The 23,781-nt window shown below is 73.5% G+C and carries 17 protein-coding genes; 6 read left to right on the top strand and 11 right to left on the bottom strand.

The annotated features are described in order from the left end of the window. The first annotated feature begins 245 nt into the window (after window positions 1-245). Both ACIBBH_RS23585 and ACIBBH_RS23580 read left to right on the top strand, forming a co-directional pair. Window positions 246-3,062 carry an AAA family ATPase gene (locus tag ACIBBH_RS23585; protein ID WP_399407601.1) on the top strand — a complete coding sequence of 939 codons (2,817 nt, stop codon included), beginning with the start codon at window positions 246-248 and terminating at the stop codon, window positions 3,060-3,062. Between the two features lie 204 nt (window positions 3,063-3,266). Next, on the top strand, window positions 3,267-4,055 hold the full coding sequence (locus ACIBBH_RS23580; RefSeq protein WP_399407599.1) for a S1 family peptidase: 789 nt from the start codon (window positions 3,267-3,269) through the stop codon (window positions 4,053-4,055). A gap of 95 nt (window positions 4,056-4,150) precedes the next feature. On the opposite strand, the gene ACIBBH_RS23575 is transcribed toward ACIBBH_RS23580, so the two are convergent. From ACIBBH_RS23575 to ACIBBH_RS23545, 7 genes are all read right to left on the bottom strand, one after another. Next, entirely contained in the window at window positions 4,151-5,254 is a 1,104-nt protein-coding gene (locus ACIBBH_RS23575) for a winged helix DNA-binding domain-containing protein (RefSeq protein ID WP_399407597.1), read from the bottom strand. Between the two features lie 115 nt (window positions 5,255-5,369). Then, entirely contained in the window at window positions 5,370-6,674 is a 1,305-nt protein-coding gene (locus ACIBBH_RS23570; protein WP_399407595.1) for an ABC transporter substrate-binding protein, read from the bottom strand. Beyond that, window positions 6,671-7,669, bottom strand: a complete 999-nt coding sequence (locus ACIBBH_RS23565; protein WP_399407593.1) for a hypothetical protein — start codon at window positions 7,667-7,669, stop codon at window positions 6,671-6,673. The genes ACIBBH_RS23570 and ACIBBH_RS23565 overlap by 4 nt, the downstream gene beginning before the upstream one ends. After that, window positions 7,666-9,180 (bottom strand): VWA domain-containing protein, encoded by a 1,515-nt coding sequence (locus ACIBBH_RS23560; RefSeq protein ID WP_399407591.1) that lies wholly within the window; start codon window positions 9,178-9,180, stop codon window positions 7,666-7,668. The genes ACIBBH_RS23565 and ACIBBH_RS23560 overlap by 4 nt, the downstream gene beginning before the upstream one ends. 38 nt (window positions 9,181-9,218) lie before the next feature. Continuing rightward, complete coding sequence (locus ACIBBH_RS23555; RefSeq protein ID WP_399407590.1) at window positions 9,219-11,525, bottom strand: tetratricopeptide repeat protein; 2,307 nt, start codon at window positions 11,523-11,525, stop codon at window positions 9,219-9,221. Continuing rightward, window positions 11,522-13,762 carry a serine protease gene (locus tag ACIBBH_RS23550; RefSeq protein WP_399407588.1) on the bottom strand — a complete coding sequence of 747 codons (2,241 nt, stop codon included), beginning with the start codon at window positions 13,760-13,762 and terminating at the stop codon, window positions 11,522-11,524. The genes ACIBBH_RS23555 and ACIBBH_RS23550 overlap by 4 nt, the downstream gene beginning before the upstream one ends. Window positions 13,763-13,868: 106 nt before the next feature. Then, window positions 13,869-14,510, bottom strand: coding sequence for a phosphoribosyltransferase (locus tag ACIBBH_RS23545; protein WP_399407586.1), 642 nt, complete (start codon window positions 14,508-14,510; stop codon window positions 13,869-13,871). A gap of 109 nt (window positions 14,511-14,619) precedes the next feature. Between ACIBBH_RS23545 and ACIBBH_RS23540 the strand changes: the two genes are divergently transcribed. The 3 genes from ACIBBH_RS23540 to ACIBBH_RS23530 all read left to right on the top strand — a co-directional run bounded on the left by ACIBBH_RS23540 (window position 14,620) and on the right by ACIBBH_RS23530 (window position 16,265). Then, complete coding sequence (locus ACIBBH_RS23540) at window positions 14,620-15,423, top strand: polysaccharide deacetylase family protein (protein ID WP_399407584.1); 804 nt, start codon at window positions 14,620-14,622, stop codon at window positions 15,421-15,423. A gap of 108 nt (window positions 15,424-15,531) precedes the next feature. Then, entirely contained in the window at window positions 15,532-15,972 is a 441-nt protein-coding gene (locus ACIBBH_RS23535; protein WP_399407582.1) for an SRPBCC family protein, read from the top strand. Further along, complete coding sequence (locus tag ACIBBH_RS23530; RefSeq protein ID WP_399407580.1) at window positions 15,969-16,265, top strand: hypothetical protein; 297 nt, start codon at window positions 15,969-15,971, stop codon at window positions 16,263-16,265. The genes ACIBBH_RS23535 and ACIBBH_RS23530 overlap by 4 nt, the downstream gene beginning before the upstream one ends. Here ACIBBH_RS23530 and ACIBBH_RS23525 read toward each other — a convergent pair. The 4 genes from ACIBBH_RS23525 to ACIBBH_RS23510 form a co-directional block, all read right to left on the bottom strand. Further along, window positions 16,192-17,433 carry an XdhC family protein gene (locus ACIBBH_RS23525; RefSeq protein ID WP_399407578.1) on the bottom strand — a complete coding sequence of 414 codons (1,242 nt, stop codon included), beginning with the start codon at window positions 17,431-17,433 and terminating at the stop codon, window positions 16,192-16,194. The two genes, ACIBBH_RS23530 and ACIBBH_RS23525, sit on opposite strands and share 74 nt — an antisense overlap. Window positions 17,434-17,759: 326 nt before the next feature. Further along, complete coding sequence (locus ACIBBH_RS23520; RefSeq protein WP_399407576.1) at window positions 17,760-20,192, bottom strand: xanthine dehydrogenase family protein molybdopterin-binding subunit; 2,433 nt, start codon at window positions 20,190-20,192, stop codon at window positions 17,760-17,762. Between the two features lie 2 nt (window positions 20,193-20,194). Further along, window positions 20,195-20,779 carry a (2Fe-2S)-binding protein gene (locus ACIBBH_RS23515; RefSeq protein ID WP_399407574.1) on the bottom strand — a complete coding sequence of 195 codons (585 nt, stop codon included), beginning with the start codon at window positions 20,777-20,779 and terminating at the stop codon, window positions 20,195-20,197. After that, the gene (locus ACIBBH_RS23510) at window positions 20,779-21,669 is read right to left on the bottom strand and encodes an FAD binding domain-containing protein (protein ID WP_399407572.1); all 891 of its coding nucleotides are present in this window, start codon (window positions 21,667-21,669) and stop codon (window positions 20,779-20,781) included. Before ACIBBH_RS23510 ends, ACIBBH_RS23515 begins: the two co-directional genes overlap by 1 nt. A 329-nt stretch (window positions 21,670-21,998) precedes the next feature. Between ACIBBH_RS23510 and ACIBBH_RS23505 the strand changes: the two genes are divergently transcribed. Next, entirely contained in the window at window positions 21,999-23,672 is a 1,674-nt protein-coding gene (locus ACIBBH_RS23505; protein WP_399407570.1) for a PucR family transcriptional regulator, read from the top strand. Window positions 23,673-23,781: the final 109 nt, after the last annotated feature.

Below are 23,781 nucleotides of genomic sequence, written 5' to 3'. Positions count from 1 at the left end.
TGCCTGGCACCTCGCCCCAGCCACCACATAGCGACGAGGGGCCATCCGGCCTCCGGCCGGACAGCCCCTCAACAAGATCTTCATCAGTCTTCTAGGGCCCGTCCCGTCAGGTCCCTTTTATTCATGCGGCCGTGCTTTGCATTTCCCTGTGCTCCAACCCCCTGTTATTTCCCTCACCACGGCTTCCGTCCGAATTTCGGGGTTCCATGCCTAGAATTTGGCCCGGACACGACACGAGGGGAGCGGTGACCGTGCGACGGGACTTCCAGGAGCCTGCGAGATGCCGCCCCGACCTGGTCATCGGCCGGGAGGAGCTGTGCACGGCCGCACACGAGCAGCTCACCCGAGGCGGCAGCGTCCTGCTCCACGGTCCCGCCGGAATAGGGAAATCGACCGTCCTGCGGGCATTGGAAGCGGAATACGCCGGTGCCGCCCACACCGTGTTGCGCTGCTCCGCCACCGAGTCCGAATCCCACCTCCCCTTCCTCGCGCTCGCCGACCTCCTCGGCCTGGTCCTCGACCGGGTGTCCGCCCGGCTTCCCTCCGCCCAGCTCACGGCCCTGGAGTCCGCGCTCACCGGCCGCGGCGAGTCCACGCTCCAGCGCGACGGCCTCGCCCTGCGGCTGGCCGTGCTGTCCGCGCTGCGCGCGCTGGCCGCCGAGGGCACCGTCCTCGTCGTCGCCGACGACCTGCAGTGGCTGGACCCCGCCAGCGCCGAGCTCCTCGGCTTCGCCGCCCGCCGCCTGGGCGACACACCGGTGCAGCTGCTGTGCGCGGTGCGCACGGAGGGACAGGAGTACGACCGCCATCTACGCGCGTCCCCGCCCGACACCCTCGCCGTCCGGCTCGGCCCGCTGACCCGCCCCCAGGTCTCCGCCCTGCTCGACCACCGCGGCTACACCGGCCTGCCCCGCTCCACGGTCCGCGAGATCCACCGCACCAGCGGCGGCAACCCGCTCTTCGCCCTGGAGCTGGGCCGCGCCCTCGCCGAGAGCCCCACCCCGCCCCGGCCGGGCGAACCGCTGCCGGTGCCGACCTCGCTGCGCGCCCTGGTGCTCAGCCGCCTGGACATGCTGTCGGTGGAGGCCCGCCGCACCCTGCTGGTGGCCAGCGCCGGCGCCCGTCCCACCCCGGCGCTGCTGCACGCGGCCGGCCGGGAGAACGCCGAGGCCGAGTGCGCCCAGGCCGCCGAACTCGGGCTGCTGGCCACCGAGCCGGAGGGCCCGGCCGTGCGGTTCGCGCACCCGCTCATCTCGGCCGCCCTCTACGCGGAGGCGCCCGCCCACGAGCGGCGGGCCGCGCACGCCGCGCTGTCCACCGCCGCCTCCGACCCGATCGAGCGGGCCCGCCACCTCGCGCTGGCCACCACCGGTGCCGACCCGGAGGCCGCCGCCCGGCTCGCCGAGGCCGCCGCGCTGGCCCGGGACCGCGGGGCGCCGTCCGTGGCCGCGCAGCTCGGACTGCTCGCCGCCCGGCACACCCCCGCCGGCAGCGTGCCCGGCCCCGACGAGCGCCGGCTGCAGGCCGCCGAGGACGCGATCACCGCCGGGGAGGTCGACCTCGCCCGGGACATCGCCCGCGAGGTGCTGACCCGGGCGACCGTACCCGCGGACCGGGTGCGGGCCTGGATCATCGTGATCGACACGGCCGGCCACACCATGACCGAGGTCGACGCCGTCTTCCCGCAGGCCCTGGCCGACGCCGGCGACGACCCCAGGCTGCTCGCCCTGGTGCACTACCAGGTGGCCTGGCGGGCGCTGATCGTGGAGGGCGACTTCACCGAGGCCCGCGAGGCCGCCGCGCACTCGGCACAGCTGGCCGAACGGGGTGGCGACCGGCGCACCGAACTCCTGGCGCTGGCCTTCCAGGCCCAGATCGAGACCCTCATGGGCCACCCGGCGGCCCCCGTCACCATCAAGCGCGCGATGAAGGAACCCCAGGACCCGCGGGTGGCGTGCCATCACAACGGGGCGGGCAGCGCCCGGTTCCGCTGGCTGGTCATGGGCGACCAGCTGGGCGAGGCGCGGGTGACCGTCACCGCGCTGCTGCGCGAGGTGCGGCGGCGCGGCTCGGTGGAGAGCGAGGTGCACTTCCTGCGCGGGCTCGCCGAGACCGAACTGCGCGCCGGGTACTGCGGCCGGGCGCTGGAGCTGGCCCGCGAAAGCCTCGCCCTGGCCCGGGACTCCGGGATCGGCGAGACCGCCTCCGCCATGCTCACCTCCCTTGCCGAGGCCTCCGGCGGTGACGTGGACCGGGCGCTCGCGCTGGCCCGGGAGGCGGTGGAGCACGCCGAGCAGGACGGCGACCAGATGTACCTCTCCCGGGCCCTGGGCGCCCTGGGGTACGCCCAGTTGGTGGCCGGGGACCCGGCGGGCGCCGTCCGCTCGCTGCGCCGGGTGCGGGAGCTGGAGCAGGGCCTGGGCATCACCGACCCGGCACGCGGGCGCTGGCACGGCGACCTCGCCGAGGCCCTCGTACGGATCGGCGCGCCGGGCGAGGCGCAGGACGTCATCGACGTCACCCGCGAGCACGCGCTGCGGCTCGGCCGGGAGAGCGTGCTCGCCGTACTGGACCGCGCCGAGGCCCTGGTCCGTGCCGCCCACGGTGAACTGGAGGGCGCGCTCTCCCAGTTGACGTCGGCCCAGGACCGGCTCGCCAAGCTCGGCTACGGCCTGGAGGAGGCGCGGGCCGCCTTCGCGCTGGCCCAGCTGCGCAACCCCCGGCCGGGACCGACCGCGTACGACGAGGCCGCCCGGCTCTTCCGCCGCTGCCGGGCGCTGCCCTGGCTGCGCCAGGTGGACGCGGCCGTCACCGCGCCGGAGCCCGATCCGGAGCCGGTGGTCCCCGCGCCCGCCGCCCTCGACGCGCTGGAGGGCCTGGCCTCGATGGAGCGTCAGGTCGCCGCGCTGGTCATGGAGGGCGCCACCAACCGGGAGATAGCCGCACGCCTGTTCATCAGCGTCAAGACGGTCGAGGCGACGCTCACCAGGGTCTACCGCAAGCTGGGGATCCGCTCGCGGGTGGACATCGTCCGTTTGGCGGCAGGCCGCCGCGCGAAGTGACAACCCGCCCGGTTTACTGAGCCGGACCGAGGGTTTTCCCTGCCCTGCTCCGCTAGGGGGTTCCCTCATTGGGAGGAGGGTGTTCCGGGTCCTAGCTTGAACTCATGCCGCTCGCCCGGGCATATGGGGGCCGGTCCCGCGACCCCCGTGCTTCACCCCCCACACCCGCGCGTCCCCCCACCGGCAACCCCACTGAGGAGACTCATGTTCGGGCTCAACCGCGCCAAGAAAACCGCCGCCGTCGCGGCGACCGCTGCCGCCGCCGCGACCGCCCTGCTCAGCGCCCCCACCGCTGTGGCCGCCCCCCAGCCCATCGTCGGCGGCACGACGACCACGACGACCGCGTACCCGTTCATGATGCAGATCACGGACGCCTCCGGTAACCAGTTCTGCGGCGGCACCCTGGTGGCGGCCAAGAAGGTCGTGACGGCCGCGCACTGCATGGTCGGCGAGTCCACCAGCAGCGTCAGAGTGGTCGGCGGCCGGACCTACCTCAACGGGACCAACGGCACGGTCAGCAAGGTCAGCAAGATCTGGATCAACCCGGACTACACGGACGCCACCAACGGCGACGACGTGGCCGTACTGACCCTGTCGACGTCGATGTCGTACACCCCGGCGTCGTACGTCTCCTCCTCCCAGACCAGCGTGTACGCGGCCGGCACCACCGCCCGCGTCCTCGGCTGGGGCACCACCTCGGAGAGCGGCAGCTCCTCCAACCAGCTGCGGACCGCGACCGTCCCGATCGTGGCCGACTCCAGCTGCAAGAGCTCCTACGGTTCGGACTTCGTCCAGACCGACATGGTGTGCGCCGGATACACGTCCGGCGGCGTAGACACCTGCCAGGGCGACAGCGGCGGTCCCCTGCTCATCGGGGGCGTCCTGGCAGGGATCACTTCCTGGGGAGAGGGGTGCGCGGAGGCCGGTTACCCGGGTGTGTACACCCGGCTGACCACCTTCTCGAACCTGGTGACCGTGCAGGTCAACTCGTAACCGGGTAAGCCTCCCGAGTACCCCTCGGGCAGATGCCAGGGGGGCGTTGCGGGCCTCCACGAGCGGCCCGCAGCGCCCCCCTCTCCACATGCTCGTCATGGCCGTACGACGGCGCCGAACCGGATGCCGTGCGACGCCCCGACGTGCATCGTCTGCAGCATCCGCCGCCCTTCCTCTGCCACCGCCTCCTGCTGAGCGCCGGTCAGCCGGCCGAAGGCCTCGATGACCAGCTCCTCGCCCTCCAGCTTCCACACGCCCGCCAGGAAACCGTCGACGAGGAGGGTGCGGTGGGCCTGGTTGCCCTGCCAGCTGCGGCCCCGGTACTCGGGGGGTACGACGCGGGTGCGGTCGGCGTGGGCGAGGAGCAGGTTGTCGAACTCGGGCAGGAAGCGCGGCGGGGCCGGGGTGTCCGGGTCGGGGCGGGGCGCGTCGGGCAGGTCGAAGAGCTCGACGCCGTTGCCGTCCCGGAAGGTGACGAGCTGGGGGCGCAGGCGTTCGAAGGCGTCGCGCAGCCGTGTCAGCCCCGCCCAGGTCTGCATGTCCTTCACGGAGGCGGGGCCGAAGGCGGCGAGGTAGCGCAGCACGACGGCGTCCGGCGCCGGAGCGGGTCCGGCGGGGCGGCCGAGCCAGTGCTCGGCGGTGGTCAGGGCGACCTGCCCGCTGCGGCCCCACAGCCCGCGCGGGGTGACCTGGACGAGCGGCAGCCCGCAGCGGGCGGCGACGGCGAGGGCCTGCGGGTCGGCCTCGGGCCACTCGGCGGACAGGGCCTCGCGCAACTGCGCCATGGTGCGCGGCTCGGTCTCCACCAGCTCGCGGGCGAGCACGGCCAGCCGGTCCAGGTCGACGCCGGCCAGTCCCTTGCGGAAGGCGTTCAGTTCGCGGTCCCGGGCGGGCTGCACCAGCGGGCGCAGGCTGAGGCAGTCGTCGGCCGTGTGGGTGTGGATGGTCGAGCGCAGGGTGACGATACGGACGGCCGCGCGGTCGGCCATGAGCCGTGAGAGATCCTCGGGGGCGAAGCGGTCGAGTCGGGCGGCGAGCGCGTAGTACGGCGGCTTGACGTTCTGCGCCTGCAACCCGAGCAGATACTCGACGGCCGCCCCGGCCGGCAGGGAGGAACGGCGCAGCAGCAGTTGCCGGTCGAGGGTCGCGCGGTTGAGGGCACGGGCGGAAAGCACGGGGATGGCGGCGCTCGTCGTCATGAGCGCACGCTAACGCCGTTTGCGGACACCTTCGGTCCGCAACTCTGACCGGGCCCACGGCCCGCACCCCCGTGACGGGCCGGGTACGCCCCGGGCATCCCGCCGGCTGCGCCCCTCAGGAGCCGTGGTCGCAGACCGACGACAGCCAGGTCGGACTCCTGTCCGCCCCGAGGGCGTCCAGGTTCTTCAGCAAGGACGTCAGCCGGTCCGGCCGGGCCAGGTAGTCGATGGTGGCCTGGGCGAAGGCGTCGCGCACCGAGGGGGGCATGGCGTCGGAGGCGTCGAAGCAGTGCACGGCCTTCCGGTCGAGCAGGGTGGCGGCGAGCGAGCGGGCCTGCGTGCCCTGGTAGGCGCTCACTCCAACCCGGGTGTTGACGGAGAAGCCGGTCTGCACGTGGCTCCACTCACGCTGTGCCTCGGCGGAGGCCAGGTAGCGGATGAGCTGCTTGGCCTGCGGGGTGGCGTGCAGCAGCGCGACCAGGTCGCCGGAGACCTCCCAGGCGTCGGAGCCGGCCTTGCCGCCCAGCAGCGGAGCGGAAGCCTGGTAGCCGGCGTCCGCGTCTCTCCATGCCTTCTTGACTCTGACGAACGACGCCTGGTGCTCCAGGCTGCACTGCCGCTTGGCGACGAGCCCGGACGCCTTCTGGTAGTCGGTCGTCAGCGCGCGATCGACCAGCTGCGGGTCACCGCCGGCGCCGACCATGTCCTTCCAGGTCTTCCAGGCGTCCCTCACGGGTCCGGAGGTCCAGGGGAGTTCGCCGCGCGCCCACTTCTCGTACGTCCGCCAGCCGGACCGCTGGAGGAGGATGTCCTCGATCCAGTCCGTGCCGGGCCAGCCGCTGGTCGCGCCGGAACCCATTCCCAGGCACCACTGGCCCGGCTCCCGGGCTGAGTCCGCGCGCTGCCGCGGGGTCATACGGCCGGGGAACCAGACGATGCTCTTGAGGTCGGCCTTGAGCGGGAACCAGTAGACGCTGCCCTCGAAGGAGGGGATCCAGGAGGCGCCGAAGGCGTCCTTGTCGATCAGCTTGTCGACGGGCTGCAGCCGGCGCCGGCCGATGTACGAGGCGAGCTCGCCGGGGCCGGTGAGCACCACCACGTCGGGTGGCGTACCCGCCTCCACGTCGGCGCTGAGCACCTGGCTCTCGGCGGAGCTGCCCTGGTAGTCGACCTGGATGTGGTGCCGCTTCTCGAAGGGGGCGAGTACGGCGTTCTCGAACCGCTTGGCATCGGAGCCCGTCCAGTTGGCCAGCAGGGTGACGGTCGGCTCCCGGCCGGAGTGGCGCACGCCCACGATCACGGCCGCCGCCAGCACGGCCAGGCAGCTCGCCACGGCGGTGACGGTACGGACGACACGGCGGGCGGGACCGCGGCGGCGGGCGGGGACGGCCGCCGCGCGGCCGTCGTCGGGCGCGCTCACCGGGGCGTGAACCGGTAGTCGTGGATGTGCCGTCGCAGACCCGTGTCGGCCAGTGCCATGAGGACGACCCCTCCGATCAGGATCCACACCGCCGCGGCGGCGCGGAAGCCGGTGTTGGCCAGGTGGTGGGCGACCTGCTGCCCCAGGCCCGGGACACCGTGGTCGGACGGCGTTGTGCCGAGCCGGTCGCGGGTGCGCGCCATGCCGTCGTGGGTCCACCGGGTGAACAACGCCAGGGTCACGAACCCGGCGACCAGCAGGACCCCCGCCGCCAGCAGCGGCGGGCTGTACCGGCGCCGGAACCGCCGGCGCAGGAAGAGCTGGGTCTCCGCCAGGGCGGCGGCCAGGGCGAGGACGAGCAGGAGGACGACGCTCCAGCCGAGCCACAGCGTCCAGCCGAAGCTGGTCTGGCGCTTGACCACACCCTGCTGTTGCCGCTGCAGCGCCTTGAGCCGGGGCAGGATCCCGGTGTCCTTGCCGTCGAGGATGCCGGCGGCGTAGCTGAGGTAGGCCTCCCGCAGTTCGTCGACGTCCTGCTCGCGCAGCGCCTTCTGGACCATGCCGGTGTACACGGTGATCAGTCCGGCGACCGTCTGCAGGGACTGCCGGCCCGACGCGCCGCCCACGCCGTCGGCGGCGGCGACGGCCAGGCTCTGCGCGGCGACGGATATCTGATTCTGGAACTCACTGGTGGACGGGGTGCCGGACGTGGCCTTCTCGGCGGCCTGAAGCGCCTGCTGCGCGGTGTCGATGGCGAGCACGGCCGGCGCGCTGGAGGTGCGCAGCGGGTCCGCGTCGCCGTGCACGCCTTCGTACGACAGGAAGAGGGCGACGGTGAGCACGGCGCTGAGCCCGAGCAGCAGCCGGCGGCGCAGGGTCAGCTCGCGGGCGGTGGTGCTGCCGCCGGTCCGGCCGGTGAACCGGCCGAGGAGGCGGGACAGGGGGGCCGGTGCGGGGCGTCCGATCGTGTCGCGGGGCGAAGTCGCCGTGCTCATGCGGGCTCCCCGAGCGGTCTGCCGCAGTCGCCGCCGCAGAACAGGGAACCGGCCGGGCCGAGCCACTTGCAGTGCGGGCACTCGATCAGCTCGCCGCCGCCGTCACCGGCCGGGTCGCCGGAGCCGGCGGGGACGTGCTCGGGGGCGCCCGCCGGCTGCGGGGTGGTCATGGCGCTGGAGAGGATGAGGTGCTGCCAGTCGACGTCCTTGAGGCCGTCGCGGACGTGGACCTCGTACGGGGGTGTGGCGTCCCGGTCGGCGACGCGCAGCAGGTCCTCCCGCAGCCGGGCGTCGCCCAGCCGGTCCGCGAGCGACAGGGCCCTGGCGAGTTCGGCGCTCGCCTGCGCCCGGCCGTCCGCCCCGCGCAGCCAGGCCCGGTAGGCGTCTCCCACGGCCGCACAGGACTGCTGGTACATCTGGTGGCGCTCCACACCGGGATGCTGTCGGGAGGCGTCGTCCGGGTTGTCGGTCCAGTTGACCAGGATCGGCTGCGGTGCGGGCAGCCGTACGGGGTGGCCGGCATCGGGTACGAGCAGTTCCACGGCGGCGAGCTGGAGGTCCTCGCCGAGTTCCCGGCCGGAGGGGTCGGCGGCGAGCACGACCTGGTAGTGGCGGACCTCGTCGGCCCAGCCCCGGGTGACGTACTCGGTGCCGCGCGCCCCGGACTCCGCGGTGGTGGCGAGGAGTTCCCGCTCGCTCGGCACCACCTGCTTGACCTGCCGGATCACGGTGCCCTGGGTGGGGACCAGCCGGATGCGCACCTCGGGGAGCGCGGTGCCGAGCAGGCCGTGCACCAACTCCTCGTAGGCGGCGGGAAGCCGGGACTCGTGGCGGACCGCGGCCGCGTGTCCGTGCAGCCGGCGGGTGACGGCCAGCAGGACCCCGGCGTCCCAGCCGTCGCCGATGCCCCAGGCGTCGCAGATGAACTTTCCCTCGCAGGCGCCGAGCGCCGTCTCCAGCCGCATGGCGGCCCGTTCGTCGTGCTCGTTGCGCCCGTCGGTGAGCAGCAGGACGTGCTTGAGGGGCGTGTCCTGCCCGTCGAGCAGCCGCCGGGCGAGGTCGAGCCAGTTGCCGATGGCCGTGCCGCCGTCCGCGTCCAGGACCCGTACGGCGTACTCGGCGGTCTCGCGCTCGTGCGGGTCGGCGACGGCCATCGCCTCGGCGCCGGGGCCGGGGTGGACCACAGTCGCGTGGAAGCGACCGGACAGCACGGCGAACGCGGTGCCGTCGGGGAGCAGCCGGAGGGCGGCGATGGTGGCGTCCTTGGCGGCGTGCAGCTTGGTCTCGGGGTGGAGCATCGACTTGGAGGTGTCGATGATCAGCACCTCGGCGAGGGCGGCCCCCGCGCCCTCGCGCCGCCCGGGCGCGGGCCCGCCGCCGCTGCTGACCCCGACCTCGAGGATGGCGTGCATCTCCGCCTGCCGGGGCGGGCCGGCGGGCGCCGGCTCGGCGGGCAGGTACTTGTTCTGGCCCACCGCGAGTGTCACCTCGATGGCCCCGGCCTCGCTCATCGCTGAAATCCCCTCGTCCCCAGCTCATCGACGCTCTCTCAGAAGGTGGTCATCGGCCGGACGGTGTTGGCCAGGTCCAGCAGCCGGCCGTGTTCGTCGGCGGTGTGCGCCTGTCCGGCCAGTTGCCGGAAGGACTGCTCGAGGAGTTCCCGGAGCGCCTCCTCGGTGCCGGCCCCGAACAGAGTCCCGGCCGGGAACTCCGGCCCCCAGCCCTGCCGGGGCCGGCAGCCGAGGACGTTCTCCCGGACCTCGGCGACCAGCCGGGCCCGGGACGCGCCGTCGCTCTCGCCGCCGTCCAGCCGCAGCAGGGGCAGCCGCCCGGCCGCGTCCCTGAGGTCGGACACGGACGGCGGCCGGCCGCGCAGGGTGCCGGTGCGGATGCGCACGGCGGCGATCCGGGCCGCGTCGTAGTGCCGGGAGGTGGAGGGGATGTCGTCGAGGACCCGTACGGCCTCGTCGCGGCGGCCGGAGGCCAGGTGGCCGCGGGCCAGTCCGAAGGCGGCGGGGGCGTGGGCGAAGTCCCGTTTCCACACGGCCTCGTAGAACGTCATGGCCCGGGCGGTCCGGGCCTGCCGGTGCAGTTGCTGACCCTGGCCGGTCCGGGTCTCGGCGTGCCGCTCCGCGCAGTAGCCGAGGGCGAGCTTGGGCACGTACTCGCCGGGCAGCGCCCGGAACACCGCGTCGAAGCAGTCGCCGGCGCGGTGCACATCCGCCGTGCTCAGGTGCAGCACCCCACGGTGCCAGGCGATGCGCCAGTCGTACGGGGCGTCCTCTTCGCCGAGCTGGGTCTCGGCCTCGGCGAGCCACTTCTCGGCCTGCTCCTGCCGGTCGGCGCGGAGGTAGGCGCGGCACAGCCACAGCGCGGTCTCCGCGGTGCCCAGCCGGGACTCGCGCCGCCACTGCTCGGCGACCCGGTCCGGCGCGTCCGGCGGGAAGGTGCCCAGCAGCAGGGCCGCGCCGTCGTCGGGGTCGGGGACGGGCTGCGGCAGGGCGCCGGCCACCTCGGCGGCGGGCGGTGCGGCGAAGGACAGCTCGCGCGGGGTGCCGTCGGGCCGGGCCGTCCAGTGGCCGAGTGACGGGATGGCGCCGAGGCCCGCGTCGAGGGCGGCGTCGGTGGGCGCGAACCGGGTGGAGCTCTCGGGCAGCTGCTCGCCGAACTGCAGGGAGCGGAACTCCCGCAGCGCCTCCCACAGCTGGCGGGACATCTCGGCCGCCGAGCGGAACCGGGCGCGGGGTTCGGTGTGGGTGGCCCGCTCGGTGATCAGCCGGAAGGAGTCGGGGGCGAGACCGGGGGCCGGCTCGGTGCTGCGGGCCAGGGCCCGCAGGGTCATGCCGACCGTGTAGAGGTCGCTGTCGACGTGCCAGCCGCGCTGCTCGATCTCCGCCTTGGGAGGCGCGTACGTGGCCGTGTACACGTACGCGGAGTCGCGGTCGCCGATCGCGCGGACCGCGCCGAGGTCGATGACCTTGATGCCGTGTCCGAAGTGGATGACGTTGGCGGGCTTCATGTCGCAGTACAGCAGTCCGCGTTCGTGCATGTACTGCAGGGCGCCGAGGATCTTGCACCCGTAGGTCAGGACATGGTCGAGGCGGGGGCGGCCCTTGAAGAGGCGGGTGACGTCGTCGGCGTCGAAGAGGCGTTGCAGGGAGCGGCCGCCGATGTAGTCCATGACCAGGTAGCCGGTGGGCGACCGGTCGGCGACCCGGTGTTCGGCGTAGGTGATGATGCGGACGATGTCGGGGTGGTGCAGTTCGGTGAGCGAGCGCTGTTCCTCGGCGGCGTTCCGGCGGGCCAGCGCGTCATGGCGGTTGATCAGGCCCTTGAGGACCACGCGGTGGCCCTGTGCGCGGGTGTCCTCGGCGAGGTAGACCCAGCCGAGGCCGCCGTGGGCGAGGCAGCCGAGGATCCGGTAGGCGTCGGCGACCACGTCGTCCGGGCGCAGTTCGGGCAGGAAGGAGTAGGCCGTGCCGCACCGCGGGCAGCGGCCGGTGGCCCGGGGCGGCTGCCCGCCGTAGCCGACGCCGATCACCATGCCGCAGCCGTTCCAGCCGCAACGGCGGCCTCCGGTGGGCGGTTTGGGGTCCTCGACGAGTTCGCCGGTGTCCGGGACCGGAACCTCCGGCAGGACGACCAGGCCGTGCTGGTCGAGGTCGCCGACGCCGGCGACGGCGTGGACCGCGGGTGGGGCGGGTGGTTCGGGGCGGCGCTTGGCCGGGGTGTCGTGGGTGGGCGGCGGCCCGGCGTCCCGTTCGGGGGGCGGGGCGGCGGCGCGGTGGCCGCAGGTGTCGCAGTAGCCGGTGGCCAGGATGTGGCCCGTGCAGCCGGGCCGGTTGCACGGCGTCATGATGCCCCCTTCCCACGTGAACCGCCCGGTCCCCGGGCCCTGCCGGCGCCGCGCAGGCCGCCGAGGCGCCTTGGCCCAGGGGCGCCCGGTGGGGCACCCGCCCCTCTCGCCTCGCCGCCCGCACCGCCCGGGTCACCGGGGTCACGGGGCGCGTCCGCACCGCCGGAACCACCCGCGCCGCCCGGGCCCGCTGGGTCGCCGGGGCCGCGGGAACCGCCGGCACCGCCGACGGCCGCCGAGTCACCGGCCCCGCGGGAACCACCCGAGCCCGGCGAGTCACCCACCCCGCGTGAGCCCCCGGCACCGCCCAAGCCCACCAAGCCGCCCGGCCCACATGAACAACCGGCACCGCCGAGACCCGCCAAGTCACCGGACCCACCCGAACCACCGGCACCGCCCCGGCCCGAGCCACGGAACCCGTCTGAGCCCCCGCCACCCCGCCCACAGCCGCCGGATCCACCTGAGCCACCGTCACCACTCCGGCCCGAGCCGGCGGCCCCGCCGGCGCCGCCCCCGGCTCCCCCACCCCCCGCGTCAGGGCCGTCCACCGGTACTCCCCCGCCCGGCCGGCCCGATCCGAAGGCGACGAACCGCTCGACCGCGGTCTGGGCCTCCTCGATGTCGCAGGGCCTCCGCCGCAGCAGGCGGGAGGCGGTTTCGTAGAGCCGGTAGGCCTCCAGGTCGCGTGCGATGTCCGGTGGGCCGGATCTCTGCCGCCACAGGGACCAGACGCCGGCGACCCGGCCCTGCAACTCGTCGCGCCGCCGGATGCGGACGTCGAGGGCGTCGGTCGCCTGTTCCAGGCGCCGTCTGCGGCGCTCGGCCGCCGCCTCGTAGACGAACAGGTCGTCGGCGCGCCGCGGTGCGGGGACCGGGCGGGCGGCCACCTGTTCGCGCAGGACGACGGTGCGCCGGTAGCCGTCGTCGGCCCGGCCGATCAGTTCCCGGGTGGCGGGGTCCGGACGGACGCGGCCGAGGCGCTCGTGGAGGGCGGGGCCGAGCCGGTCGACGATCCGGTCGAGCTGGGACCGCAACCGGGTCCAGCGGGCCTGCAACGGCTGCCGTACGAGGGTCTGCTCGGCGTGTTCCGCGAGGCCGCCCGCGCCGCGGAAGACCAGCAGCAGGCGCGCCCCCTGCTGGGCGAGCCGGTCCAGCAGGCCGAGCAGCCGGCCGGGTTCGGCCGCCTCGTCGACGCCCACCAGGACGGCGGCGAGGGGCGTACGCAGCTGGGCGAACTGCTCCGGCAGGCCGCCCAGGGGATCGATGGGGACACCGAGCCGCTCGGCGATCAGCTCCGTGACCTGGGTGACCGTCAGGCCCTTCACGACGAGGGCGAGGTCGTGGCCGCCGGCCGGGGGTACGGTGTCGGGCGGGTCGTCGGAGAACCGGCTGGTGTTGTGCCGGGTGCGCAGTTCGCGGTCGGCCAGTGTGACGGCCCGGCCCAGCGTCCAGGCCCGGCGCCCGCGGACGGGGACGACGGTGACCAGCACGGGCCAGCCCTCGCCGCGGAACCAGCCCGCCAGTTCGGTGGCGAACTCCACGTCGAGTTCGCCGGTGGTCTGTCTGGGGCGCAGCTTGGGGTCGACGGCGGACCGGCCGGCGGTCCAGGCGGCGACCTGCGGGAGGTGGCGCAGAACGGTCTCGGCGGGGCTCATGTACGTGAACAGGGACGGGTGTCCCTCGTCGACGCTGAGCACGATGCCGATGAGCCGGCCGGTCGCGAGGTCGAGGACGCCTCCGCCGCTGAACCCCGGGCCGGCCAGTTCCTCCGGCCTTTCGGGGCGAAGTTGGACCTGGCCGTCCCGGCCCCGGCCGCCGACCACCTGGCCGCCGTGCCACCGGCCGCCGTCGTCGCCCACCGGAAAGCCGTACATGCGCACGCCCTGCCGCGAGGTGGCGAGGCGGAACAGCCGGGTGGTGTCCTCGGCGGGTCTGGCCTCGGCGAGGCGCAGCAGGGCGAGGTCGCCGGCGCGGTCGCCGAAGTCGTCGCTCTCCTCCGGGATCCACTCCCGCTCGCGGACGGTGGCGGCCACGGTCGGGACGGCGCCGGCGGCGGCCCCGACGAAGTGGACGACGTAGGGCCGGTCCGGTTCGACGACATGGGCGCAGGTGAGCACCCGGTCGGGGCTCAGCAGCACCCCGGCGCCCACGATCCGTCCCTCCGCATCGTGAATGCGGGCGATCCAGCGTGGTGTACGTAAGTCCGATTCGACGGCTCGCTCCCCCGTGCATGCCATGTCTGCCGAGGTTACCCGCCATGACTCTCCGGTACCACAGATGCGCACAGAGTCGTGACAGACGGGGGTGACCGCTCACTACGGGAGGGCAAGGCGGGTGCGCCTGTCAGTGGGTGTGCAGCGCGTCGAGCACGTCGGCGTCGGTCAGTTGCCCGAAGTCGTCGTACCACTGGCCGACGGCACTGAAGGAGGCCGGCCGGTGCACGCAGACCACGTCGTCGGCCTCGCCGCTCAGCAGGTCGAGCGAGCCGGGGGCGCCGACGGGCACGGCCAGGACGACGCGGGCGGGCGCCCGGCGCCGTACGTGGCGCAGGGCGGCGCGGGCGGTGGAGCCGGTGGCCAGCCCGTCGTCGACGACGATCACGGTCCGCCCGGCGAGGTCGGGCGGCGGGCGGCCCTGCCGGTAGCGCCGCTCGCGGCGGTGCAGTTCGGCGCGCTCGCGTTCCACCACCGGGGCGAGCTCCTTTCGGCTCAGTCCCAGCCGGTGCACGGTCTCCTCGTCGAGGAGCGGCGGGTCGTCCCCGGCGATCGCGCCGACGCCGAACTCCTCGTGGTGGGGGGCGCCGATCTTGCGCACGACGAGCACGTCGAGGGGGGCGTCCAGTGCCCGCGCGACCTCCTCGGCCACCGCGACGCCGCCGCGGGGCAGGGCCAGGACGACGGGGTCGGGCAGGATGCCCCGCTCCCGCATGGGGCGCAGCAGCGCGGCCAGTTCCCGTCCGGCCTGCCTGCGGTCCTGGAAGCGCATGGGTCTTCCTCTCCGGTGCGGCTCGGTCCTCTCCCTCCATGGTGACCGGATGTATCCCCATATCGCATATTCGAACGTGCGGACTATACACTCAGTGTATAGTCACGGCATGTCTCTGTGGACCAGAAAGACTCCGACCAAGAAGACGACAAGACGGGCGCCCAGGTTCCGTCTCACCGTGACGACCGCGGCCGCCGCCTGTCTGGCCCTGGCCCTGAGCGGCTGCGCGGACGCCGACACGACCGCCCCGAGCGCCGCCCGCGCAAAGGCGGCGGCCGGTGCCCCGGCCCGGTTCGGGACCGTCGACTGCCGCGAGGCGAAGTGCATCGCGCTCACCTTCGACGCCGGGCCGAGCGAGAACTCGGCGCGACTGCTGGACATCCTCAAGGAGAAGAAGGTCCCGGCGACCTTCTTCCTGCTCGGCAAGCGCCATATGGAGAAGTACCCGGAGCTGGTCAAGCGGATGGCGGCCGAGGGTCACGAGGTCGCCAGCCACACCTGGGACCACAAGATCCTGAACCGGATATCGCCCGAGCAGATACGCGAGGAGCTTCGGCGGCCGAACGAGGCGATAGAACGCCTGACCGGGCACCGGCCCACACTGATGCGCCCGCCGCAGGGCCGGACGAACGCGACCGTGCACCGGATCAGCCGCGAGATGGGCCTCGCGGAGGTGCTGTGGAGCGTGACCGCGAAGGACTACACGACCACCGACTCCGCGCTGATCACCAAGCGCGTCCTCGCGCAGGCGTCCCGGGACGGGATCATCCTGCTGCACGACATCTACCAGGGGACCGTTCCGGCCGTGCCCGGGATCATCGACGCGCTGAAGGAGCGCGGGTACGTGTTCGTGACCGTGCCCCAGCTCCTCGCGCCCGGAAAGGCCGAGCCGGGGAAGGTGTACCGGCCGTAGGACCTGTCCGGGCGGCTCACCGGCTGAGGTGGTGACGCGGATTACGCCGTCCGCGTGAACCGGCGGCAGGCGTCCCGCTCCCACAGGTCGCTTCCCTACGATCGTGCCGTGGTCATCTTTCTCCTCGAACGCACGGCACCGCTCCCCGTCGACGAGGCGTGGCGCCGGCTCACGGAGTGGTCCCGGCACGCCGACGCCGTCCCGCTGACCCGCGTCACCGTGGTCACGGACCCGCCGACCCGTCAGGGCACGCGCTTCGTGGCCCGTACGGGGATCGGGCCGCTCGCCTTCGACGACCCCATGGAGGTCACCGTCTGGCGCCCGCCACAGGACGGCGAGCCCGGTCTGTGCCGCCTCCGGAAACGGGGCCGTGTGGTCCTCGGCTGGGCCGAACTGGAGGTACGACCGGGCCCCGGCGGCCGTACGCGCGTGCTGTGGCGGGAGGAGGTGCGGGTGCGGTGGCTGCCCTCCGCCTTCGACCGGCCCCTGGCTGCGGCGTGCCGGGCGGTGTTCGGGCGCGCGGTCAACGCGTTGCTGCGCAGGCCGTGACGGACGGGACGGGCCGGTCGCGCCTCGCCCGGCAGCGTAGGGACGACCGCTTCGCCCCCGGGCACGGCTTCCGCGGGGCCGACGCGCACGAGATGCGGCTGCCGGCCCGGGGCCGTACCGCCGCGGGCGGGGACGCGGGCGCCGGATGTGGGGTGCTGACGGGGCGGCTGCCCGAGGACCGCCGGTCCGTCGGACTCTCGCCGGAGGACGTCGCGGTCGTCACGGACGGCTGGAGGGACGGCCGCTGGTACCACCTGGAGCCGGGCGGCCTGCGCTGTTTCGTACCGGGCTGAGCGCCAGGGGGTCCGCGCAGGCCACCGACCCGATGCGGCCCGGCGGTGCCGGCGTCACGTCGTGGTGGATGGGGGTGTGCGCCCCCGTGAGGGAGACCCCGCTGCCGCCCCGCCGGTTCGCGACGATCTCCGCGGCGATGGACAGGGCGGTCTCCTCGGGCGTACGGGCGCCGAGGTCGAGGCCGATGGGTGAGCGCAGTCGCGCCAGCTCCGGCTCGGTGACGCCGACTTCGCGGAGGCGTTCGTTGCGGTCCAGGTGGGTCCGGCGGGAGCCCATCGCGCCGACGTAGGCGACGGGCAGGCGCAGCGCCAGCTTCAGCAGCGGTACGTCGAACTTGGCGTCGTGGGTCAGCACGCACAGGACGGTACGGCCGTCGACGTCCGTGCGCTCCAGGTACCGGTGGGGCCACTCGACGACGATCTCGTCGGCCTCGGGGAAGCGGGCCGGCGTCGCGAAGACGGGGCGGGCGTCGCACACGGTCACGTGGTAGCCGAGGAACTTGCCGACGCGGACCAGCGCGGACGCGAAGTCGATCGCGCCGAAGACGATCATCCGGGGCGGCGGGACCGACGACTCGACCAGCACCGTGAGCGGGGAACCGCAGCGCGAGCCCTGTTCCCCGATCTCCAGGGTGCCGGTGCGGCCGGCGTCCAGGAAGGCGCCCGCCTCGCCGGTGACCGTGCGGTCCAGCTCGGGATGGGCGCCGAAGCCGCCCTCGTACGAGCCGTCGGGGCGGACCACGAGCGCGCGGCCCAGGAGGTCCGCGGGGCCCGTGACGATCCGCGCCACCGCCGCCGCCTCCCCGCGGGCGGCGGCGGTGAGCGCGGAGGCGACCACCGGGCGGACGGGATCGGCCGCCCGTACCGGCGTGACGAGGATGTCGATGACGCCGCCACAGGTCAGGCCGACGGCGAAGGCGTCCTCGTCGCTGTACCCGAAGCGCTCCAGCACCGTTTCGCCGTTGTCGAGGGCCTGTTGGCACAGGTCGTACACGGCGCCCTCCACACACCCGCCGGAGACGGAGCCGATCGCCGTGCCGTCGGCGTCCACCGCGAGGGCGGCGCCGGGCCGGCGCGGGGCGCTGCCGCCGACGGCCACCACGGTGGCGACGGCGAAGTCACGGCCCTGCCCGACCCACCGGTTCAGTTCCTCGGCGATGTCCAGCATCTGTCGGTCTCCCTGAGCAGCGGTCGTGTGGAGGGCATTTCGGCGAGCGCGGCTGGCGCACGCCCAGCCAGCTCTCAATGGGAAGGAGGGCGAAACAGACCAGGAAGATGCCTGTCAGGCCCCACATGAAGGCCCCGATCTCCCGCGCCTTGCCCTGGGCGGCCTTACTGCTGGGACATGTGGGCCTGCTCCCAAGGTTCAAAGGGGCACCCGCGCGTTGCCTTCGGCGACGTACGGGATTTGGGGAGGTGCACGACCCGGGGGACGGCCCGAGACGAACAGTTGGGGGTGCTGGGGGACGAAGTCCCCCAGCAGGACTCACCGGTTCAGTCCCCGGAGGGTCCCGTACCGGTGAGGTGTTCCGGCCGGACCGGCGTACGGTTCAGCTCCAGCCCGGTCGCGTTCCGGATCGCCGCGAGGACAGCAGGGGTGGACGACAGGGTGGGGGCTTCGCCGACGCCGCGCAGCCCGTACGGCGCGTGGTCGTCGGCGAGTTCGAGGACATCGACCGGGATGGTCGGCGTGTCGAGGATGGTCGGGATCAGGTAGTCGGTGAAGGAGGGGTTCCTGACCTTCCCCGTCTTCGGGTCGACGATGATCTCCTCCATCACCGCCACCCCCAGGCCCTGGGCCGTACCGCCCTGGATCTGGCCGATCACGGAGAGCGGGTTGAGCGCCTTGCCGACGTCCTGGGCGCAGGCCAGCTCGATGACCTTGACCAGGCCGAGTTCGGTGTCGACCTCGACGACGGCGCGGTGCGCGGCGAAGGAGTACTGGACGTGCCCGTTGCCCTGGCCGGTGCGCAGGTCGAAGGGCTCGGTCGGGCGGTGCCGCCACTCGGCCTCGACTTCGACGGCCTCGTCCTCGAGCACGTCCACCAGGTCGGCGAGGACCTCGCCGCCGTCGGTGACGACCTTGCCGCCCTCCAGGAGCAGTTCGGCGGTGGCCCAGGCGGGGTGGTACGTACCGAACTTGCGGCGGCCGAGGTCCAGGACCTTCTCGCGCACCAGCTCGCAGGAGTTCTTCACGGCGCCACCGGTGACGTACGTCTGCCGGGAGGCCGAGGTCGAACCGGCACTGCCCACCTCCGTGTTGGCAGGGTGGATGGTCACCTGGGAGACGCCCAGTTCGGTGCGGGCGATCTGCGCGTGCACGGTGACACCGCCCTGGCCGACCTCCGCCATCGCCGTGTGCACGGTGGCGACGGGCTTGCCGCCCACTACTTCCATGCGGACCTTGGCGGTGGAGTAGTCGTCGAAGCCCTCGGAGAAGCCGACGTTCTTGATGCCGACCGCGTAGCCCACACCCCGTACGACGCCTTCTCCGTGCGTGGTGTTGGACAGGCCGCCGGGCAGCTGCCGTACGTCGGCGCCCTCACTGCTCTCCCACTGGCGCTCCGGCGGCAGCGGCATCGCCTTGACGCGGCGCAGGAGTTCGGCGACCGGCGCCGGGGAGTCGACCGGCTGCCCGGTCGGCATGAGGGTGCCCTGCTCCATGGCGTTGCGCTGCCGGAACTCCACCGGGTCCATGCCCAACCGCTTGGCCACCTTGTCCATCTGCGCCTCGTAGGCGAAGCACGCCTGGACCGCGCCGAAGCCGCGCATGGCGCCGCAGGGCGGGTTGTTGGTGTAGAGGGCGAGGGCCTCGATCTCGACGTCGTCGACCTTGTACGGGCCGATGCCGAGGGAGGAGGCGTTGCCGACGACGGCCGGGGACGCGGAGGCGTACGCGCCGCCGTCCAGGACGATCCGGCACTTCACGTGCGTGAGCTTGCCCTCCTTCGTGGCGCCGTGCTCGTAGTACAGCCGCGCTGGGTGGCGGTGGACGTGCCCGAAGAAGGACTCGAAGCGGTTGTAGACGATCTTGACGGGCTTGCCCGTGCGCAGGGCCAGCAGGCAGGCGTGGATCTGCATCGACAGGTCCTCGCGCCCGCCGAAGGCGCCGCCCACGCCGGCCAGCGTCATGCGCACCTTCTCCTCGGGCAGGCCGAGGACGGGCGCGATCTGGCGCAGGTCGGAGTGGAGCCACTGGGTGGCGATGTAGAGGTGGACGCCGCCGTCCTCCTCCGGCACGGCGAGGCCGGACTCGGGGCCGAGGAAGGCCTGGTCCTGCATGCCGAAGTAGTACTCGCCCGTGACGATCACGTCCGCCTTCCTGGCCGCCTCGACCGCGTTGCCGCGGACGATCGGCTGGCGGTGGACGATGTTCGGGTGCGGGACGTGGCCGACGTGGTGGTCGTCGCGGTTCTCATGGACGAGGATCGCGTCCGGGGCGGTCGCGGACGCCTCGTCGGTGATGACCGGCAGCTCGCGGTACTCCACCCTGATCTTGGCGGCGGCGCGGCGGGCGGTCTCCGGGTGGTCGGCGGCGACGATCGCGACCGGCTCGCCGTGGTGGCGTACCTTGCCGTGGGCGAGGACCGGGGTGTCCCTGATCTCCAGGCCGTAGTTCCGCACGTCGGTCGGCAGGTCGTCGTACGTCATGACGGCGTAAACGCCGGGTGTGGCCAGGGCCTCGCCGGTGTCGATGGACACGATCTCGGCGTGGGCGACCGGGGAGCGCAGGATCTGGCCCCAGAGCATGTCCTCGTGCCACATGTCCGACGAGTACGCGAACTCGCCGGTGACCTTGAGGATGCCGTCGGGGCGGAGCGTGGACTCGCCGATGCCGCCCCTGGCCTGCGAACCCTGCGTGACCTTGGTGGGAGCGCCGATGGGGGCACCGCCCGCTCGTGCGAAGCCGAGAGTGCGGGAGGGCATGCTCAGACCCCCTCGGACTGCCGGGCGGCCGCGAGGCGGACCGCGTCCATGATCGTCTCGTAGCCGGTGCAGCGGCACAGGTTCCCCGACAGCGCCTCGCGGATGTCCGCGTCGGTCGGGTTCGGGTTGCGCTCGAGCATCTCGTCGGCGGCGACCAGCAGACCGGGCGTGCAGAAGCCGCACTGGACGGCGCCCGCGTCGACGAACGCCTGCTGGACCGGGGAGAGCCCGGTGCCCTCACCGGTGTGGGAGTCCTGAGGCCCGGCCTCCCACTTCCTGGCCGCGTCCAGGGACGTACCGCCGGGCGTGGCGCAGGAGCCGGTTGCGCGGGAGCGCTGCCGGGCGTACTCCGCCAGCCCCTCGACCGTGACCACCTCACGGCCCTCCACCTGGCCCGCCGCAACCAGACACGAACACACCGGCACGCCGTCCAGGCGGACCGTGCACGACCCGCACTCGCCCTGCTCGCAGGCGTTCTTCGAGCCCGGCAGGCCGAGCCGCTCGCGCAGCACGTACAGCAGGCTCTCACCCTCCCAGACATCGTCGGCTTCCTGCGGACGCCCGTTGACCGTGAAACTGACGCGCATTACGCGACTCCCTCCGTGCGGGCGGCGGTGCCGCGGTACGACTCCCAGGTCCAGGTCAGCGTGCGGCGGGCCATGACGCCGACCGCGTGGCGGCGGTAGCTCGCGGTGCCCCGGACGTCGTCGATCGGGTTGCAGGCGGCGGAGCACAGGTCCGCGAACCGCTTGGCGACCGACGGGGTGATGATCTTTCCGTTGTCCCAGAAGCCGCCCTCTTCCAGGGCCGCGTTCAGGAAGTCCTCCGCGGCCTTCGCCCGGACGGGGGTGGGGGCGGCCGAGCCGATGCCGGTGCGGACCGTGCGGGTCCCGGGGTGCAGCGCGAGACCGAAGGCGCACACGGCGATGACCATGGCGTTGCGGGTGCCGACCTTCGAGAACTGCTGTGGCCCGTCGGCCTTCTTGATGCGAACCGCGCGGATCAGCTCGTCGGGCGCCAGCGCGTTGCGCTTCACGCCGGTGTAGAACTCGTCGATCGGGATCAGCCGGGAGCCGCGTACCGACGCCGCCTCGACCTCGGCGCCCGCCGCGAGGAGCGCGGGGTGGGCGTCGCCGGCCGGGGATGCGGTGCCGAGGTTGCCGCCGACGCCGCCGCGGTTGCGGATCTGCGGGGAGGCGACCGTGTGCGAGGCGAGGGCCAGGCCCGGCAGCTCGGCGCGCAGGTTCTCCATGATCTTCGTGTACGGGACGGAGGCACCCAGCCGCACACTGTCCTCGCCGACCTCCCACGCGTAGAGGTCGCCGACGCGGTTCAGGTCGAGGAGGTACTCGGGCCGGCGGTGGTCGAAATTGATCTCGACCATCACATCGGTGCCACCCGCAATCGGCACAGCGGTGGGGTGCTCGGCCTTGGCGGCGAGCGCCTCCTCCCAGCTGGCGGGGCGAAGGAAGTCCATGACCGGCTCTCTTCTTCGTCTGGTGGTCGTACAGATTGAGCCAATCCGTGTGCGGCGGGCCCGGCTCGTTCATGTCCTGTTCACGCGGAGTGGACTCAGTACACCGCCCGGTGCTCCGAGGGGGTCAGTCACCGAAACCATGAAGGAGTTGGCTGGCCAGAGCATCCATCTTGTAGATTCGTATGAACCGAGGTCATCGGTAACCTCTTCGTTTTGCTGTGGAAACCGGGATCCGGCCCGGAAGCAGCGGACACGGTCGCCCGGCCTCACCTGCGGGCCTCACCCGAGATCCATCGTAGATTTCTGGACAAAAGAACGGCGGCGACGAAATGCGGCTGCGCGCACTGCTGGACACCGACGCGCTGGGTCTGAGGCTGCTCGGCGGCGAGGACGAGCTGGACCGCGCCGTCCGGGGCGTGATGACCACCGACCTGCGGGACCCCAGCCGCTACCTCTCGGGTGGTGAGCTGGTGCTGACGGGGCTGGCCTGGCGCCGGGACGCCGCGGACTCCGAGCCGTTCGTACGGATCCTGGCGCAGGCCGGGGTGGCCGCGCTCGCCGCCGGTGAGGCCGAGCTCGGGGACATCCCGGACGACCTGGTCGTGGCCTGCGCGCGGCACCGGCTGCCGCTGTTCGCGGTGCACGAGTCGGTGGCGTTCGCGACGATCACCGAGCACGTCGTGCGGCAGGTCTCCAGCGAGCGCGCCGGTGACCTCGCGGCCGTGGTGGACCGGCACCGCCGGATGATGACCGCGGGCCCGGCGGGCGGCGGCCCGGACGTGGTCCTGGACCTGCTCGGCTCGGACCTGGACCTGCGCGCCTGGGTGCTGTCGCCGGCCGGGCGCCTCATCGCGGGCCCCAAGGCCGCGGGCCCGGCGCTGCCCGCCGAGGTCTGCGGGAAGCTGGCCGCCGAGCACCTCGCCGCGGTGCGCACCGGCCGCCGGGGTCCGCACCGGCTGACGCTGGGCCAGACGGCCTACTCCCTCTTCCCGATCCGCAGCAGCGGCCGCTCCCCGCAGGGCGCCCGGGACGCGCGCGAGACGGTGCTGTCGGACTGGCTGCTGGCCGTCGAGGCCGACGCCGGGGAATGGCCCGGGGAGCGCCTCGACCTGCTCCAGGGCGTCACCCAGCTGATCGCCGTCGAGCGGGACCGGCGGGACGCGGCGCGCACGGTCCGGCGGCGGCTCGCCCAGGAGATCCTGGAACTGGTGCAGGCGGGCGCGGTGCCCGCCGAGATCGCCGCTCGCCTGAGGGTCGCGGCGCCGGTGCTGCTCCCCGGCCTGGGCGCGGCCCCGCACTGGCAGGTGGTGGTGGCCCGGGTCGAGTGGGACGGCGCCGAGATCGAGGGCGGGCCGGTGGCCCAGTCGCTGCTGGAGGAGATCCTGGTGGACCCGCGGGCGACCGGCCCCGAGCCCTCCGACCGGATCGCCGTCGCGCACACCGGCGACGAGGCGATCGCGCTGGTCCCGCTCCCGGCCGTCTCCGCGGAGCACGACGGCTCGGAGGCCGGCATCCTCGCCGACGCGCTCCTGGAGTCCGTACGGGATCCGCTGTCGGCCGGGCTCGACGACGACGGGCGGGTCACGCTCGGCGTCAGCGCGGCCGTGCACTCGGCGGAGGGGCTGCGCGGGGCGCTGGAGGAAGCGCGGCACGCGCGGCGGGTGGCGGCGGCGCGGCCCGGACGGGTGTGCGCGGCCGGCCATCAGGAACTGGCCTCGCACGTGCTCCTGCTCCCCTTCGTCCCGGACGACGTCCGCCGGGCCTTCACCGCGCGCCTGCTGGATCCGCTGCGCGACTACGACCTCCGGCACCGGGCCGAGCTGATCCCGACGCTGGAGGCCTTCCTCGACTGCGACGGTTCCTGGACCCGGTGTGCGACCCGTCTGCACCTGCACGTCAACACGCTGCGGTACCGGGTGGGGCGGATCGAGCAGTTGACGGGGCGTGATCTGTCGCGGCTGGAGGACAAGCTGGACTTCTTTCTGGCGCTGCGGATGAGCTGAGCGAGCGCATCACGGGCGGGATCACGAGCGGGGGCCGCCCCGCCACTTTGTGAAAAGTTTCACCCAGCCCCTTGGCCCGGCACTCCGATTGGTGCTGGAATGCGGCCAC

The sequence above is a fragment of the Streptomyces sp. NPDC051636 genome, from assembly GCF_044453765.1.
In the GTDB taxonomy this organism is placed as follows: domain Bacteria; phylum Actinomycetota; class Actinomycetes; order Streptomycetales; family Streptomycetaceae; genus Streptomyces.
This window is presented reverse-complemented; position numbering and strand designations above follow the sequence as displayed.